This is a genomic window from Streptomyces sp. CC208A (assembly GCF_030010625.1).
GTDB lineage: Bacteria > Actinomycetota > Actinomycetes > Streptomycetales > Streptomycetaceae > Streptomyces.
In genome coordinates this window covers 107397-124454 of record NZ_JASCXN010000020.1, presented here as the reverse complement: position 1 = coordinate 124454, position 17058 = coordinate 107397, and the positions used below count along the sequence as shown (strand labels likewise).

The 17058-nt window shown below is 71.8% G+C and carries 10 protein-coding genes; 7 read left to right on the top strand and 3 right to left on the bottom strand.

Features of this window, described 5'->3' with window-relative positions; genetic code table 11:
- The first annotated feature begins 50 nt into the window (after positions 1 to 50).
- The 3 genes from dxs (at position 51) to QK442_RS21930 (ending at position 4883) form a co-directional block, all read left to right on the top strand.
- Positions 51 to 1982: a 1-deoxy-D-xylulose-5-phosphate synthase gene (gene dxs, locus QK442_RS21940; RefSeq protein ID WP_282695719.1), complete on the top strand. Its 1932-nt coding sequence runs from the start codon at positions 51 to 53 to the stop codon at positions 1980 to 1982.
- Between the two features lie 187 nt (positions 1983 to 2169).
- The gene (locus QK442_RS21935; RefSeq protein WP_282695718.1) at positions 2170 to 3696 is read left to right on the top strand and encodes an amino acid permease; all 1527 of its coding nucleotides are present in this window, start codon (positions 2170 to 2172) and stop codon (positions 3694 to 3696) included.
- A 101-nt stretch (positions 3697 to 3797) separates the two neighbouring features.
- The gene (locus tag QK442_RS21930; RefSeq protein WP_282695717.1) at positions 3798 to 4883 is read left to right on the top strand and encodes a hypothetical protein; all 1086 of its coding nucleotides are present in this window, start codon (positions 3798 to 3800) and stop codon (positions 4881 to 4883) included.
- 79 nt (positions 4884 to 4962) lie between these two features.
- Here QK442_RS21930 and QK442_RS21925 read toward each other — a convergent pair whose 3' ends face one another.
- A complete protein-coding gene (locus QK442_RS21925; RefSeq protein ID WP_282695716.1) occupies positions 4963 to 6042 on the bottom strand; it encodes an LCP family protein in 1080 nt (359 codons plus the stop codon).
- Between the two features lie 449 nt (positions 6043 to 6491).
- Here QK442_RS21925 and QK442_RS21920 point away from each other — a divergent pair, with 449 nt between their 5' ends.
- Genes QK442_RS21920 through QK442_RS21905 form a run of 4 tightly spaced genes read left to right on the top strand, consistent with a single transcriptional unit; the run spans position 6492 to position 13531 of the window.
- Entirely contained in the window at positions 6492 to 8288 is a 1797-nt protein-coding gene (locus QK442_RS21920; RefSeq protein WP_282695715.1) for a stealth family protein, read from the top strand.
- Positions 8288 to 9235 (top strand): hypothetical protein, encoded by a 948-nt coding sequence (locus QK442_RS21915; RefSeq protein WP_282695714.1) that lies wholly within the window; start codon positions 8288 to 8290, stop codon positions 9233 to 9235. Before QK442_RS21920 ends, QK442_RS21915 begins: the two co-directional genes overlap by 1 nt.
- Positions 9236 to 9248: 13 nt before the next feature.
- Positions 9249 to 12125, top strand: coding sequence for a stealth conserved region 3 domain-containing protein (locus QK442_RS21910; protein ID WP_282695713.1), 2877 nt, complete (start codon positions 9249 to 9251; stop codon positions 12123 to 12125).
- A 14-nt stretch (positions 12126 to 12139) separates the two neighbouring features.
- Complete coding sequence (locus QK442_RS21905) at positions 12140 to 13531, top strand: GDSL-type esterase/lipase family protein (protein WP_282695712.1); 1392 nt, start codon at positions 12140 to 12142, stop codon at positions 13529 to 13531.
- 78 nt (positions 13532 to 13609) lie between these two features.
- Here QK442_RS21905 and QK442_RS21900 read toward each other — a convergent pair whose 3' ends face one another.
- Together QK442_RS21900 and QK442_RS21895 are read right to left on the bottom strand one after the other, a co-directional pair.
- Positions 13610 to 15748 (bottom strand): 3-hydroxyacyl-CoA dehydrogenase NAD-binding domain-containing protein, encoded by a 2139-nt coding sequence (locus tag QK442_RS21900; RefSeq protein WP_282695711.1) that lies wholly within the window; start codon positions 15746 to 15748, stop codon positions 13610 to 13612.
- The gene (locus QK442_RS21895) at positions 15745 to 16959 is read right to left on the bottom strand and encodes an acetyl-CoA C-acyltransferase (protein WP_282695710.1); all 1215 of its coding nucleotides are present in this window, start codon (positions 16957 to 16959) and stop codon (positions 15745 to 15747) included. The genes QK442_RS21900 and QK442_RS21895 overlap by 4 nt, the downstream gene beginning before the upstream one ends.
- Positions 16960 to 17058: the final 99 nt, after the last annotated feature.

Genomic DNA, 17058 nt, shown 5'->3' with positions numbered 1-17058 from the left:
ACTCGGCAAAATCGGCAAGCTCGACCAGCTCAGAACGCAAGGAGGAACGGGTGGCCCTGCTGACCCGTATCACGGGACCGCGCGACCTGGACCGGCTCTCCCCGGAACAGCTGGACCAGCTGGCCGCGGAGGTCCGGACCTTCCTCGTCGACGCCGTCTCCAAGACCGGTGGACACCTCGGTCCCAACCTCGGCGTGGTCGAACTGACCATCGCCCTGCACCGGGTCTTCGACTCCCCGAAGGACAAGGTCCTCTGGGACACCGGCCACCAGAGCTACGTGCACAAGCTCCTCACCGGCCGCCAGGACTTCTCCCGGCTCAAGATGAAGGGCGGCCTCTCCGGCTACCCCTCGCAGGCCGAGTCCGAGCACGACGTGATCGAGAACTCGCACGCCTCGACCGTCCTCGGCTGGGCCGACGGCCTCGCCAAGGCGAACCAGATCCTCAAGAAGGACGACCACGTCGTCGCCGTCATCGGCGACGGGGCCCTCACCGGCGGCATGGCCTGGGAGGCGCTCAACAACATCGCCGCCGCCAAGGACCGCCCGCTCGTCATCGTCGTCAACGACAACGAGCGCTCCTACGCCCCCACCATCGGCGGCCTCGCCAACCACCTGGCCACCCTGCGCACCACCGACGGCTACGAGCGCTTCCTCGCCCGCGGCAAGGACATCCTGGAGCGCACCCCGGTCGTCGGGAAGCCGCTGTACGAGACCCTGCACGGCGCCAAGAAGGGCCTCAAGGACTTCATCGCCCCCCAGGGCATGTTCGAGGACCTGGGCCTGAAGTACGTCGGCCCCATCGACGGCCACGACATCGAGGCCCTGGAGTCCGCCCTCACCCGCGCCAAGCGCTTCGGCGGCCCGGTCATCGTCCACTGCCTCACCGAGAAGGGCCGCGGCTACCAGCCCGCCCTCCAGGACGAGGCCGACCGCTTCCACGCCGTCGGCAAGATCCACCCCGACACCGGCCTCCCGATCGCCACCTCCGGCGCCGACTGGACCAGCGTCTTCGGCGAGGAGATGGTCGCGCTCGGCAAGGAGCGCGAGGACATCGTGGCGATCACCGCCGCCATGCTCCAGCCGGTCGGCCTGGACAAGTTCGCCAAGGAGTTCCCCGAGCGGGTCTTCGACGTCGGCATCGCCGAGCAGCACGGCGCGGTCTCCGCGGCCGGCCTCGCCACCGGTGGCCTCCATCCGGTCTTCGCGGTCTACGCGACCTTCCTCAACCGCGCCTTCGACCAGGTCCTCATGGACGTGGCCCTGCACAGGTGCGGCGTCACCTTCGTCCTGGACCGGGCCGGTGTCACCGGCACCGACGGCGCCTCCCACAACGGCATGTGGGACATGTCGATCCTCCAGGTCGTGCCCGGCCTCAGGCTCGCCGCCCCGCGCGACGCCGACCAGGTCCGCGCCCAGCTCCGTGAGGCCGTCGAGGTCACCGACGCCCCCACGGTGGTCCGCTTCTCCAAGGGCGCGGTCGGCCCCGCCGTCCCCGCCGTGGGCCGGGTCGGCTCCATGGACGTGCTCCGCGAGGCCGGCAGCGACCGGCCGGACGTCCTCCTGGTCTCGGTCGGCGCGCTCGCCCCGATGTGCCTGGAGATCGCCGGTCTCCTCGACAAGCAGGGCATCTCCACCACCGTCGTCGACCCCCGCTGGGTGAAGCCGGTCGACGAGGCCCTCGCCCCGCTCGCCGCCCGCCACCGGGTCGTCGTCACCGTCGAGGACAACAGCCGGGTCGGCGGCGTCGGCGCGGCCGTCTCCCAGGCGCTGCGCGACGCCGGCGTCGACGTGCCGCTGCGTGACTTCGGCATCCCGCCGGTCTTCCTCGACCACGCCTCCCGCGGCGAGGTCCTGGCCGAGATCGGCCTGACCGCCCCGGACATCGCCCGCCAGGTCACCGGCCTGGTCTCGCGCCTGGACGGCAGGTTCGAGGCCGCCGAGGAGACGGCTCAGGAGGCCGTGGAGCCCGCCCGCGACTGAGCCCCCTTTGGTCTCTCCTCCCGGAGAGCATCACTCCGCGTCACCACCGGGCCGGTCGGTTCACCCTCCCGGGTGCCGACCGGCCCTTTCGCGTGCATTCCGGCCCCGGCGCGGGCAGCGTCCCCTCGACCCCCCGTCCGCGGGGGCCCGGGGCCCGGCCGGTCCCGGACGACGCGGAGGTACGACGGTGAGCACGGACCAGCGCCCCCCACGGGCCGACTCCGGAGGAGTGTTCCGGACCAAGTCGGTCGAGCAGTCCATCCGGGACACCGAGGAACCGGAGCACGCGCTCCGGAAGTCCCTCTCCGCCTGGGACCTCACGGTCTTCGGCGTCGGCGTCATCATCGGCACCGGCATCTTCGTCCTGACCGGCAAGGTCGCCAAGGAGAACGCGGGCCCCGCCACGGCCCTCGCCTTCGTCGCGGCCGGCATCGTCTGCGCCCTGGCCGCCCTCTGCTACGCGGAGTTCGCCTCGACGGTGCCGGTGGCCGGATCGGCGTACACCTTCGCGTACGCCTCCATCGGCGAGCTGCCGGCCTGGATCATCGGCTGGGACCTCGTCCTGGAGTTCGCGCTGGGCACGGCGGTGGTGGCGGTCGGCTGGTCCGGGTACGTCCGCTCGCTGATGGACAACGCGGGATGGCACCTGCCGAGCTTCCTGGAAGGTCCGGACGCGCCCGGCGGCACCTTCGACCTCCTCGCCTTCCTGCTGGTCCTGGTGCTCACCGCGATCCTCGTCCTGGGCATGAAGCTGTCCGCCCGGATCACCGCCCTGGTGGTGGCGATCAAGGTCACCGTCGTCATGATCGTGATCATCGCGGGCCTGTTCTTCGTCGTCGGCGACAACTACGAGCCGTTCCTCCCGCCGGCCACCACCCCCGAGGGCGGCGGCGACAACTGGACCGCCCCCCTCGTCCAGCTCCTCTTCGGCTACGAGCCCACCAACTTCGGCGTCATGGGCATCTTCACCGCCGCCTCCATCGTCTTCTTCGCCTTCATCGGCTTCGACGTGGTCGCCACCGCCGCCGAGGAGACCAAGGTCCCCCAGCGGGACATGCCCCGGGGCATCCTCGGCTCGCTGCTCATCTGCACCGTGCTGTACGTGGCGGTCGCCCTGGTCGTCACCGGCATGCAGCACTACACCGAGCTGTCCGTCAGCGCCCCGCTCGCCGACGCCTTCAAGGCCGCGGGCCACCCCTTCTACGCGGGCGTGATCAGCTTCGGCGCGGCCGTCGGCCTCACCACGGTCTGCCTCATCCTGCTGCTCGGCCAGACCCGCGTCTTCTTCGCGATGAGCCGGGACGGACTGCTGCCCCGCTTCTTCTCCCGGACGCACCCGCGGTTCAGGACGCCGTACCGCCCCACGATCCTGCTCGGCTCGGTCATCGCCGTCGTCGCCGGCTTCACCAGCATCAACGAGCTGGCGACCCTGGTGAACATCGGCACCCTCTTCGCCTTCGTGATGGTCGCCGCCGGCGTCATGGTGCTCCGCCGCACCCGCCCCGACCTGCACCGCGCCTTCCGGACCCCGTGGGTGCCGGTGCTGCCGCTCCTCTCCATCGCCGCCTCGCTGTGGCTGATGCTCAACCTGCCGGGCGAGACCTGGTTCCGCTTCGCGGTCTGGATGGTGATCGGCGTCGCCGTGTACTTCCTGTACGGGCGCGGCCACAGCAGGCTCGGACAGGGGCAGAGAAGCGGCACCGTCCACTCCTGAGTCCCGGTTCCGGAATCAGCGGGCGGGCGGAGGACGGCGGGACCGGGCGGATACAGTCGGTGCGAACCGTTCCCCCTCGACCCGGAGTGCTGGATCCCCCCATGGTGAACCGACCCCAGGCCCCCGCCGACCCCTCCCACGGCTCCCCGCGCGCCCCGCGAACGCACGGCGGCTGGCTGACCCGGGGAGCCGAGGGACGTTTCAGCGTGTACGTCCCCCGGGACGGCGAGGTGGTCCGCTGGACCGAGGGCCCCGGCCGCCGGTTCACCGGCCCGGTCCCGCTCGGCGGCGGCGGTCTGCTGCCGTTCCTGGCGGTCGCGCAGGGCCCCGACCGCTATGTGCACCTGGTCGGCATCCGGCCCACCGACACCGGAGCGGAGGCGGGGGAGAACCACGTGGAGCTGGTGCACACCGTCCAGTTCCAGACCGGCCGGCCCAACGTGGAGTGGAAGTCCATCGGCCACGCCAACGGCAGGGCCGAGTGGTTCGGCAACCCGGCCCTCGCGGTGGACGCCCAGGGCCGCGCCCACGTCTTCGTCCGCAACCGCGGCGGCGGCGTCAGCGCCCGGGTCCAGAAGGACGCCGGTGGCTGGCACCCCTGGTGGGACCTGAAGGGCGGGCGCACCGACCACAATCCGGTGGCCGCGGTGAACGGCGAGGGGCTCGTCGAGCTGTACACGGCCAACGACCGCGGACTGCTGCGGTATGTCCAGAAGGAGCCGGGTGCCCGTCCGGTCGTCGAACCGGTGGTGCCGGCGCCGGTCGCGCCGGGCACGCTCACCGCGGTGACCGGCGCCTCCGGGCACGTCACGGCGTACTACGCGGACGGCTCCGGCCGGATCTGCGCCTGGTCCCCGGGCCGCGGTCTGGCGCCCACGCCGTTCGCCACCGCGGTCGGCGGCGGCCCGCTGACCGCCGGGCGCTGCCTGATCGACGGCTACGACTGCACCCTGCTCGCCCAGTGCGACGAGGCGGGCGGCGCCGCCCTCGCCGCGTACCTGACGGAGCGTGAGGACACCGGTCTGTACTGGACCCCGTCCGGCCCGCCGGTCCTCGGCCCGCCGACGCTGACGGCCGACGCCGACGGCGCGGCGGCCGTGGCGGCGCTGGCGGCCGACGGCGGGGTGATCGTCACCCGGCAGAAGCCGGAGCCGGGCCTCGCCCTGGAGCCGTGGACGCGACTGTAGGCCGAGCCCGGGAACGACCGGTGCCCCGGCCCCTCACCAGGAGGGACCGGGGCACCGGTGCGTCGGGCGCGGCGGCCGGTCAGCCGCCCGTGGCCGGGGACTTCTTCGCGGACTCCGGGATCTCGGCGTCCTCCCGGATCGCCTTCCACAGCTGGGAGGCGTTCGGCTCGGCGGGGACCACGCGGTTCGGGTCCTTCTTGTCGTACGCCACCGGCAGCATGATCGTCTCCATGTTCTGCGGGTCGACGCCGTTGAGGCTGCGGCCGAACTCGCTGAGCGCGCTGAGCGAGGCGAGCTCGGAGTCGGTGGTGAGCGCCTTGGTCGCCGAGTCGGCGATCTTGTAGCTCTTGGCGGGGCTGCCCAGCAGGTCCTGCTTCTTGACCTCGGTGAGCAGCGAGGTGAGGAACTGCTGCTGGAGGGTGATGCGGCCCAGGTCGGAGCCGTCGCCGACGCCGTGGCGGGTACGGACGAAGGCGAGCGACTGGGTGCCGTCGAGCTTCTGCGGGCCGGCCTCCAGGTGGAGGCCGCTGTGCTTGTCGTCGATGGGCTGCTTCACGTCGACGGTGACGCCGCCGATGGTGTCGACGAGGTCCTTGAAGCCGGCGAAGTCGATCTCCAGGAAGTGGTCGAGACGGACGCCGGACATCGCCTCCACGGTCTTGACCACGCAGGTGGGGCCGTACTGGGCGTAGATCGAGTTGAACATGACACGCTGGGCGGACGGGGTGGTGGTGCCGTCGGCGCGGGCGCACTCGGGGCGGGTGACCAGGGTGTCGCGGGGGATGCTGACGGCGACGGCCTCGGTGCGCCCCTCGGGCACGTGCACCACGAGAGTGGTGTCGGCACGGCCCCCGCCGACCGCCCCGCCGACCAGGTCGCCGTTGTCGCCGGCCCGCGAGTCGGAGCCGAGGACCAGCAGGTTCTGGCCGCTGGTGGGCAGCCTCTCCGGCCGGTCGTCGCCGAGCGCCTTGTCGATGTCGACGCCCTTGATGTTGCCGTCGAGGCTGCTGTACGCCCAGTACAGCGCGCCGCCTCCGGCCAGGACCAGGACCAGGAGCGTCAGCAGGACGATCCGCCCGGTCTTGCGCCGCTTGCGCGGGCGGGCGTCGGTGCCACGGCGACCGCCGACGGCCTCGGGCGTACGGGTGTCCTGGCTCATCGTGTGCGGTTCCTCGGCTTCTCGTGACCCGTTCGGGGCGCTCGGTGGCGCCCGCACCTGCGGTGCGCGGATACGGTGACCCGCGGGTAGAGCGTGGAGTATAGGCAGACGATCGGACGGATGTACGACACGGGGTGACGGTGCGGGACCCCCGAGGACCTTTCGGTGACCAACCGGGCACAAGAGGCCCGTTCACATCTCAGCTGCATAACAGCAGGTCGGATAAGTCGTCGATAAGTTGTCTCCGGCATGACTCGGATGTGAAGATCCGGTGCGAACGGCCTTCGCTCGGGTTTTCGTCGGGGCCGTTCTTTCCGGGCCTCGCGGTCCGGAGACTTCGGGGGGCCGGAGTTCAGCGTTGAGTCCGGAACTGATCAGATCCGGGCACAGGTGTGGTTCCGGGCGTGTGCCTCGCACGCGTGTGGTGTGGAAATGGTGGGCTGAGTACGGTGGCGACCTCTCGCAACCCCGAGTCCAGTGCACTCGTCTCCGCCTACCGGAACCTCGTGCCCGTCCGGGCCCGTCGGCGCATCGTGGCCGGCATCCCGCAGCCGGTCCGTCAGTCGGTCGCCCGGACCCTGGCCGGCGTCGACTCCGCCCGCTCCGCCGTCGTCGCCCGCGCCATCGCCGGCCGCCGGGGAGGCGAGGACGAGCGCGGCACGGTCCGTGTCGTCCAGGAGGCCGGCCGCCACCTGCGCGCCCTGGAGATCCCCGGCATCACCGAGTGGGCCGCCCGCGCCCGCAACCTGCACTTCCTCGTCGGCCTCCTGGAGGACGCCGGCGTCGACTACTTCTGCGTCCGCGGCACCGCCAAGGGCCTCCCCGCCGTCGCCGTCCCCGCCCGCCTCCGCGAGGAGGTCGAGGACCTCCTCGCGTACGCCTGCGAGCAGGAGCCCTGCTACGTCGGCACCGGCAACGGCGGACTGCGCCCCGGTGCCCAGCCCGCGACCTGGCGCCGGCTGCGTTCCGCGCGGGTCGTGCGGGTCGCCTGGGTCGTCTGCGACCCCACTGGCCGGCTGGTCTTCGGCGCCGGTTCCGGCTGCGACCTGGAGTTCTGGGGCGAGGAGGACGGCGAACTGGTCGCCCCCCGGCCCAACCGGGTAGTCACCCAGGTCCCCGCCGGGAGCCCCACCGTGCAGGCCCCGCAGGCCCTCTTCAGCCGGGTGCCCGTCCTGTACACCACCGGGCAGGCCCGCACCCTGCCCGAGTTCACCGCCCACCTCCCCGAGGACCACACCTTCCCCGTGGACGTCGTCTACACCTGGGTCGACGCCGACGACCCGGTGTGGCGGGAGAGCAAGGAACGCACCCGCCGGCTGCTCGGCCACGAGGACCCGGGCGGCCCCGCCCTGCACGAGCAGGCCGCCAACGACGCCCGCTTCACCAGCCGCGACGAACTGCGCTACTCGCTGCGCTCGATCCACCAGTACGCGCCCTGGGTGCGCAACGTCTTCCTGGTGACGGCCGGACAGGTGCCCGGCTGGCTCGACCGCGACCACCCCGGCCTCAGGGTCGTCGACCACCGGGAGATCTTCTCCGACCCGACCGCGCTGCCCACCTTCAATTCGCACGCCATCGAGAGCCAGCTCCACCACATCCGCGACCTGTCGGAGCACTTCCTCTACCTCAACGACGACGTGTTCTTCGGCCGACCGACCTCCGTCGGGCACTTCTTCCACGCCAACGGACTCAGCAAGTTCTTCATGTCCAAGGCGCTCATCCCGACAGGCCGCGCCCTCCCCGAGGACCTCCCGGTCAACGCCGCCGGCAAGAACAGCCGCGGCCTGATCGCCCAGCAGTTCGGCACCTTCGTCTCGCAGAAGATGAAGCACACCCCGCACGCCCTGCGCCGCAGCGTCCTCGCCGAGATCGAGCACACCTACGCGCGTGCCCACCACATCACCCAGCACGCCCGCTTCCGCTCACCGCAGGACGTGCCCATCGCCTCCTCGCTGCACCACTACTTCGCCTACCATTCGGCCCGCGCCACCGTCGGCGACCTGCGATACGTCTACATCGACATCGGCGACCGGGCGGCCCAGCAGCGCCTCGACCGGCTCTCCGCCCGCCGCGACTTCGACACCTTCTGCATCAACGACACCGTCGTGCCCGAGGACCGCGACGCGCAGGAGCGGATGGTGCGGCGCTTCCTCGACGACTACTTCCCGGTGCCGAGCCCGTACGAGCGCACGGACGCCGTGGGGCTCCCCACCCGCCGACTGACCGACCTGGGATGTGCCTACTGATGGGTTCCGTACGAGGGCGCCTGGGCCGGGTGCGCCGCGCCGCCGTGCGCCGGATCGCCGCGCCGCTGCGCGCCCGGTTGATGCGTGGCGTCTTCCTGCCGCTGCGCGGCCGCCGCTCCGCCACCGTGTTGTACGCGGCTGTGCTCGACGGCCAGACCATGAACCTGCACGCCGAACTGCCCGCCCCGGTCGGCGCGGCGGACGACGCCGAACTGCTGCTCGGCCGCGGTCGCTCGCCGCACCGCAGCCCCGCCCGGGTGCACACCGACCGCTCGGGCCGCGTCCTCGTCGACGCCGCCGTGCTGCTGGGCGCCGAGACCGGCGGCGTCCCGGTGCGGACCGGCGTCACCCGCCTGCGGCTCCGCGTCCGTACCGGCCGGCGCACCCGTAACTACCCGCTGCTGCTGGTCGACGCCCCGCACACGTACCGGGGCACCACCCGCCCCATGAAGGCCTCCCCGATCAGCGGCGATCGCTACCGCGTCGGGCGCTCGCTCACCGGCAGCGCCCGGCTGCGGCACGCCCCGCCCCGCCCCGGCGCCGAGGTGGTGGACGTCCACATCGAGCACGCCCGGATCGACGTGCGGCTGCGCCTGGTCGGGCTGCCGGCCGAGGACCCCTGGTGCGAGTTCGTCGCCTCCGGGCGGCGCGTCCCCCGCCCGCTCACCGAGACGGAGCCGGGCGTCTGGCAGACCGAGGTGCCGCTGGCCGAGATGTACCCGCTCTCCGGCCGCCGCGAGCACTGGGACGTCCTGCTGCGCTCGGGGGAGCGGCGCCCGTACCGGGTGGCGCGCCTGCTGCACGACCTCAGCGACCCCCAGCGGGTCCTGGCGATGCGCACGGTCCTGGTGGCCCCGCGCAAGGACGCCCTGATGTCGGTGGAGCCCCGATACACCCCCGCCGGGAACCTCCGGTTCACCTGCCGTCGTGTCGAAGAGACGGCCTGAGGAAGCGCACACCGTGAAAGTAACGTTCCTGCTCCATGCCGTCGACGTTCTCGGGGACTCCGAACGCGCGGTGCTCCACCTGGCGTCCGAACTCGCTGCCCGGCACGAGGTCTCCGTCCTCAGCCTCTTCAAGGCGCGCCGCCGCAAGTTCACCCCGTACGACGGGAGGGTGCCCGTCACCTTCCTGGTCGAGACCGCCGGCCCCCGGCCGCGCGCGGTCCGCGAGAACGGCCCCGACGAGGCACTGGCCGCCGCGCTCGCCGCCCGCCCCAGCGAGCTCGTCGAACGCCGCTGGGACGATTCCCACCACCGGCTCTCCGACATCGAGGCCGAGTACGCCCTCACCACCCTCGCCACCGACGTCCTGGTCACCACCACCCCCGGACTGATGGCGCTCGCCGCCCGCTTCGCCCCCGCCGACACCCTCCTCGTCCACCTGGAGCAGTACGCCTCCGAGGTCGCCGACCCCGCCGCCAACGAGCCGCTGCTGCGCCACACCGCCGGCTTCGACGCCGTCGTCCTGCCCGGCACCCGCTCCCACGAGTGGTACACCGAGACCTTCGGCACCGCCGCCCCGCGCCTCCACGTCGTCCGGCCCTCCCTGCCGGAGGGCTTCCGCCCCCGCTCCACCCTCCGGACCCGGATCGTCACCCTCGCCGCCCGCCTGGAGGAGAACTCCGGCGTCGACGCGGCCCTCACCGCCTGGGCCCGGGTCTCCCCGCTCCACCCCACCTGGACCCTGCGGATCCTCGGCGACGGACCGCTGGGCGGCGCTCTGCGCCGCCGCCGCGACCAGCTCGGGCTGCACGGCACCGTCCAGCTCGTCGGCGAGGCCACCCACCCCGCGGAGGAGTGGGCCAAGGCATCCGTCGCCCTCAGCACCACCCGCACCGACGCGGTCGGCTTCTCCCTCATGGAGGCCCAGGCCGCCGGCGTGCCCGTCGTCGGCTTCGACAGTCCCGGAGTCCCCCGCGACGTGGTCGCCGACGGCCGCACCGGCCTGCTCGTCCCCACCGACGACGCCGAACTCCTCGCCGACCGGCTCGTCCGGCTCGTCGAGGACGAACCGCTCCGCATCGGCCTGGGTGCCGCGGCCGCCGAACGCGCCGTCCACTTCGGCCCCGCCGACGCCACCGCCCGTTGGGAGGAGCTGCTCACCGCCCTCGCCGCCGAACGGGCCGGCGGCCACCGCGCCCAGGCCCGGGCCGCCCGCACCGCGGCCCGGGCCCTCCTCGGCGGCAACGACGGCGTGACCCTCGCCGCCGCGGCGGCCCCCCAGGGCACCGCCCGCAACCGCGCCTTCAAGGAGGCCGAGGAACGGCTGCTCAAGCGCGACCGCACCCTAGTCCGCGACGGCGGCCAGGTCTGCCGGGTCATCGACGCCGAATCCCCCTTCGACATCACCCAGGCCAACCTGGCGCTGACCGCCGACGCACTGGAGGCCGCCGGCATCCCCTACTTCCTCGTCCGCGACACCAAGATCCGGCACAGCGTGGCCGTCCACGCCGACTACCGGGGCGCCGTCCTCAAGGCCCTCGCCGACCGCTTCCCCGACGGCCCGGTCTACGTGGGACTCCTCAACGACGCCGACACCACCATGGTCACCACCCTGGCCCAGCTGGCCGCCGACCACGTGGGCACCGAGTGCTCCGGCGTTCGCGTCTACACCCCCGCCGTCTCCGCCACGCGCACCCTCCGCCTCGGCGCCACCTACGGCTGCCTGATCTCCTTCTGGTACCACGACGAGGAGGAACCCCACTTCTTCCTCTCCCCGCGCCGCACCCTCATCGGCCAGCGGGTGCCCCGTTCCTCGATGCGCCGGATGCCGACCGTCCTCGGCGGACGCACGTACCCGACGGTGGAGCCGTACACCCACACCCTCCACCACGACGTGCCCTTCCCCGTCGACGCCGTCTACACCTGGGTCGACGGCTCCGACGTGAGCTGGCTGGAGCGCAAGAACGCGGTCCTCGCCTCCCTCGGCATCGTCACCGAGGACGCCGCCACCAGCGCCGCCCGCTTCCGCAACCGCGACGAACTGCGCTACTCGCTGCGCTCCCTCGACATGTACGCCCCCTGGATCCGGAACATCTACCTGGTCACCGACCGGCAGGTGCCGCCGTGGCTGGACACCAGCCACCCCCGGGTCCGGGTCGTCGACCACACCGAGATCTTCGGCGCCGAGGGCGCCCTGCCCACGTACAACTCGCACGCCATCGAGAGCCGGCTGCACCACATCGACGGCCTGGCCGAGCACTTCCTCTACTTCAACGACGACGTGTTCGCCGCCCGCCCGATCCAGCCCTCGCTCTTCTTCCTCGGCAACGGCGCCGCCAAGCACTTCATGTCCTCCAACGCCATCCCCATGGGACCGGCCCTGGAAGGCGACGAGTTCAGCCGGATCGCCGCCAAGAACAACCGCGAGCTCATCAGCGGCATGTTCGGCCAGACCCTGGTGAACTCCTTCATCCACGCCCCGCACCCGCTGCGCCGCAGCGTGATGGCCGACCTGGAGACCCACTTCCCCGAGGCTCTGCGCCGCACCGCCCACAACCAGCTGCGCGACCCCTCCGACGTCTCCGTGGCCTCCTCGCTCCACCACTACTTCGGCTACCACACCGGCCGCAGCGTTCCCGGCCGGATCTCCTCAGGCTTCGTCAACGTCGGCCTCAGCGAGCAGGTCAAGAAGCTCAACGGCCTGCTCGCCTCGCGCCCCCACGACGTCTTCTGCCTCAACGACTTCCACGACGGGGACGTCTCGGAGGACGAGCAGGACGCCACCCTCGCGGCGTTCCTGCCCAGCTACTTCCCCATCGCCAGCCAGTTCGAGACCGGTTCGCCGCGCAACGAACGCTTCCACGCCGGGCGGCTCACCGCCTGGCCCCTGTGAACCGGAGGACCGCCATGCCCAAGTTCTGCATCCTCGGCGCGTCCGTCGCCAAGTCCCGCAAGACCGCCGAAGGCCCGATCGCCGGCTGGGGCCAGTACATGGCCGAGTTCCTCACCCCCGGCTGGGAGGTGCGGAACTTCGCCCGCGACGCGATGACGGCCCGCACCTACTACACGGACCGCTTCGCCACCCTTCTCAACCTGCTCGAACCCGGCGACATCGTCGCCCTCGACTTCGGTGGCGTCGAGCAGCGCATCAACGTCCCCCTGCGCTACCACGGCAAGCGGGAGTTCAAGGAGTTCCTCAAGCTGTACGTGGAGGGCATCCGGGCCCAGGGCGCGTTCCCCGTCCTGCTCACCCCCTGCTCGCGCTGCGCCTTCGACACGCAGGGCCGGGTCTCCGACACCCGCGACGGCTACCCCGAGGTCATCCGAGAGGCCGCCGCCGAGACCGGCGCCGTCTTCGTCGACATGAACGCCCACACCGGCAGGCTGCTCCAGGAGCTCGGCCCCGCTCGCGCCAAGCAGTACTACCGCTGGATCGACGCGGGCGAGCACCCGCTCCACCCGGACGGCATGATCGACTCCACCCACTTCAACCACGCGGGTGCCCGCGAGGTGGCCAGGATCCTCGCCTCCGCCCTGGAGAACCACCCGGAGATCCCAGCGGGAACCGTCGACCCGGCGACCCTGGCCCCCGGCGAATACCCGCCGCCCGCCCCCGAGTTCACCGTGGTGAGCCCGGAGGGCGCGCTCTACGCCACCGACCGGGTCGGCACCGCCCCCGTCTTCGCCTCCCCGGCCCCCGACCGCGCGGTCAGCGGCCTCCAGAAGTTCGCCGGCACCGCCGGACCCGACACCGGCTACCTGCTCTTCTTCGAACAGGGCGAGTACCTCGGCGGCACGGCCGTCAACGAACAGGGCCGCTTCCTGTGGCGCCGCACCATGGTCTGGCCGGCGGGGGAGCACACCGTGCAGGCCGTCGGCATCGCCCGGACGGGCGGGGTCACCCCGATCGCCTCGCTCCGCTTCGAGGTCCGCGACCACGTCGCCCCGCCGGTGGTGACCGCCCCGAAGAGCGGCTCCTGGGTCAACCCGCGCCCCCGCTTCAGCGGCACCGCCGCCCCCGGCGTCACCAAGGTGATGGCTCTGGAGGGCGAGCGGCTGATCGGCGAGGCCACCGTCGCCGAGGACGGCACCTGGAGCATGCGCCACCCGCACAGCTGGCGGCCCGGCACCTACCGGGTCGAGTTCGTGTCGATCTTCAGCGCCTTGCACTCCACCGCCACCCCGGTCGACATCAAGGTGCTCGGCGTCCCGGAGGACAGCTTCCTCCGGACCTCCGCCTCGGCCCGCGAGCGCTGCGGGGAGAAGTGCGACCACTACCCCTTCGACGGGCGCTGGTAGCCCGCGGCGGGACGCGACGGCATGAGGAAGGGGCCGGTGGCATCAGCCACCGGCCCCATCTTCACGCTCTCCCGGGCGTCACGCCGGGACGCTCGCCACGCCCTGCGCCAGGAAACGCTTGCCGTTGACGCGCTCGGAGACGCCCTCGCGGTCCAGGTACGGCGTGATGCCGCCCAGGTGGAAGGGCCAGCCCGCGCCGGTGATCAGGCAGAGGTCGATGTCCTGCGCCTCGGCGACGACACCCTCCTCCAGCATGAGGCCGATCTCCTGCGCCACCGCGTCGAGGACGCGGTCGCGGACCTGCTGCTCGGTGAGGACGACATCGCCCTGCTTGAGCAGCGCGGCGACCTCGGGGTCGAGCTCCGGCTTGAAGCCGTTCTCCGGCTTGTAGACGTAGAAGCCGCGCTTGCCGGCCTCGACGACGGCCTTCAGGTTGGGGGAGACCTTGAAGCGCTCCGGGAAGGCGCGGTTCAGGGTCTCGGAGACGTGCAGGCCGATGGCCGGGCCGACGAGCTCCAGGAGGACCAGCGGGGACATCGGCAGGCCGAGCGGCTCGACCGCCTTCTCCGCCGTCTCCACCGGGGTGCCCTCGTCGATGACGTTCTGGATCTCGCCCATGAAGCGGGTCAGGATGCGGTTCACGACGAACGCCGGGGCGTCCTTCGTCAGGACCGCGGTCTTCTTCAGCTTCTTCGCCACGCCGAAGGCGGTGGCGAGGGAGGCGTCGTCCGTCTGCTCGCCCTTGACGATCTCCAGGAGCGGGAGGACGGCGACCGGGTTGAAGAAGTGGAAGCCGACCACGCGCTCCGGGTGCCGGAGCTTGGACGCCATCTCGGAGACCGAGAGGGAGGAGGTGTTGGTGGCGAGGATCGCGTGCGCCGGGGCGACCGCCTCGACCTCCGCGAACACCTTCTGCTTGACGGACATCTCCTCGAACACGGCCTCGATGATGAAGTCCGCGTCCGCGAAGCCCTCGGCCTTGTCGAGGACACCGGAGACCAGGCCCTTGAGACGGTTGGCCTTGTCCTGGTTGATCCGGCCCTTGCCGAGCAGCTTGTCGATCTCGCCGTGGACGTAGCCCACGCCCTTGTCGACGCGCTCCTGGTCGATGTCGGTCAGGACGACCGGCACCTCCAGGCGGCGCAGGAAGAGCAGGGCCAGCTGGGAGGCCATCAGACCGGCGCCGACGACACCGACCTTGGTGACCGGGCGGGCCAGGGACTTGTCCGGGGCGCCGGCGGGGCGCTTGCCGCGCTTCTGCACCAGGTTGAAGGCGTAGATGCCGGAGCGGAGCTCGCCGCCCATGATCAGGTCCGCCAGGGCCTGGTCCTCGGCGTCGAAGCCCTTCTGCAGGTCGCCGTCCTTGGACGCCTCGATGATGTCGAGGGCGCGGTAGGCGGCCGGGGCGGCGCCGTGCACCTTGGAGTCGGCGACCGCGCGGCCCTTGGCGACGGCCGCGTCCCAGCCCTCGCCCCGGTCGATCTCCGGGCGCTCGACGGTCACGGAGCCGTTCAGGACACCGGCGGTCCAGATGAGCGACTGCTCCAGGAAGTCGGCGCCCTCGAAGATCGCGTCGGCGATGCCGAGCTCGAAGACCTGCGCGCCCTTGAGCTGGCGGTTCTGGTTGAGCGAGTTCTCGATGATGACCTGGACGGCCTTCTCGGCGCCGATCAGGTTCGGCAGGATCGTGCAGCCGCCCCAGCCGGGCACCAGGCCGAGGAAGACCTCGGGCAGCGAGAAGGCCGGGAGGGCCTTCGACACGGTGCGGTAGGTGCAGTGCAGACCGACCTCGACGCCGCCGCCCATGGCCGCGCCGTTGTAGTACGCGAAGGTCGGCACGGCGAGCGCGGACAGACGCTTGAAGACGTCGTGACCGCCCTTGCCGATGGCGAGGGCCTCGTCGTGCTTCTTCAGCAGCTCGACGCCCTTGAGGTCGGCGCCGACCGCGAAGATGAACGGCTTGCCGGTGATGCCGGCGGCGACGATCTCGCCGTTGGCGGCCTCGGCCTCGACCTGGTCGATCGCCGTGTTCAGGTTGGCGAGGGACTGCGGGCCGAAGGTGGTCGGCTTGGTGTGGTCGAAGCCGTTGTCCAGCGTGATCAGCGCGAACCGGCCGGCCCCGAGGGGCAGGTCGAAGTGGCGTACGTGGGCGCTGGTGACGACCTCGTCGGGGAAGAGCTCGGCGGCGCCCTTCAGAAGCTCGGCGGTGGTGCTCACTTGCCCTCCCAGTGGGGGTTCTCCCAGATGACCGTCGCGCCCATGCCGAAGCCGACGCACATGGTGGTGAGGCCGTAACGGACCTCCGGCTGCTCCTCGAACTGGCGGGCCAGCTGCGTCATCAGACGGACGCCGGAGGAAGCGAGCGGGTGACCGAAGGCGATGGCGCCGCCGTACTGGTTGACGCGCGCGTCGTCGTCGGCGATGCCGTAGTGGTCGAGGAAGGCGAGGACCTGGACGGCGAACGCCTCGTTGATCTCGAACAGGTTGATGTCGTCGATCGTCAGACCGGCCTTGGCCAGGGCCTTCTCGGTCGCCGGGATCGGGCCGTAGCCCATGACCTCCGGCTCGACGCCGGCGAAGGCGTACGAGACGAGGCGCATCTTGACCGGGAGGCCGTTCTCGCGGGCGAACTCCTCGGAGGCGATGATCGAGGCGGTGGCGCCGTCGTTCAGGCCGGCCGCGTTGCCCGCGGTGACGTTGCCGTGGACGCGGAAGGGCGTCTTCAGGTTCGCGAGCGACTCCAGGGTGGTGCCCGGGCGCATCGGCTCGTCGGCGGTGACCAGGCCCCAGCCGGTCTCGCCCGCCTCGGCGTTCGTACGGCGGACCGAGATCGGCACCAGGTCCTGCTGGATCTTGCCGTCGGCGTACGCCTTGGCGGCCTTCTCCTGCGAGCGCACGGCGTACTCGTCGGCGCGCTGCTTGGTGATGTGCGGGTAGCGGTCGTGCAGGTTCTCGGCGGTCATGCCCATGAAGAGGGCGGACTCGTCGACCAGCTTCTCGCTGACGAACCGCGGGTTCGGGTCGACGCCCTCGCCCATGGGGTGACGGCCCATGTGCTCGACACCGCCGGCGATGACGGCGTCGTAGGCGCCGAAGGCGATGGAGCCGGCGACCGAGGTGACGGCGGTGAGGGCACCGGCGCACATGCGGTCGATGGAGTAGCCGGGCACCGACTGCGGGAGGCCCGCGAGGATGCCGGCGGTACGGCCGAGGGTGAGGCCCTGGTCGCCGATCTGGGTCGTCGCGGCGATCGCGACCTCGTCGATCTTCGCCGGGTCGAGGGCCGGGTTGCGGCGCAGCAGCTCCCGGATGGCCTTCACGACGAGGTCGTCGGCGCGGGTCTCGTGGTAGATGCCCTTCGGGCCCGCCTTGCCGAACGGGGTGCGGACGCCGTCGACGAAGACGACGTCCCTGACGGTACGAGGCACGATGGCTCTCCTCCAGGTGCGGGACGGCACTGCTGCGGCGCACACCACTAAGCGTGCGCTTGCTTCCCCCATGCTACTTGCGGGTAACCAGGCTGCCCA

Coding starts and splice junctions, on each gene's coding strand:
- QK442_RS21930 (WP_282695717.1), top strand. CDS start 3,798: ATGGTGAACCGACCCCAGGCCCCCGCCGACCCCTCCCACGGCTCCCCG.
- QK442_RS21925 (WP_282695716.1), bottom strand. CDS start 6,042: ATGAGCCAGGACACCCGTACGCCCGAGGCCGTCGGCGGTCGCCGTGGC.
- QK442_RS21915 (WP_282695714.1), top strand. CDS start 8,288: ATGGGTTCCGTACGAGGGCGCCTGGGCCGGGTGCGCCGCGCCGCCGTG.
- QK442_RS21905 (WP_282695712.1), top strand. CDS start 12,140: ATGCCCAAGTTCTGCATCCTCGGCGCGTCCGTCGCCAAGTCCCGCAAG.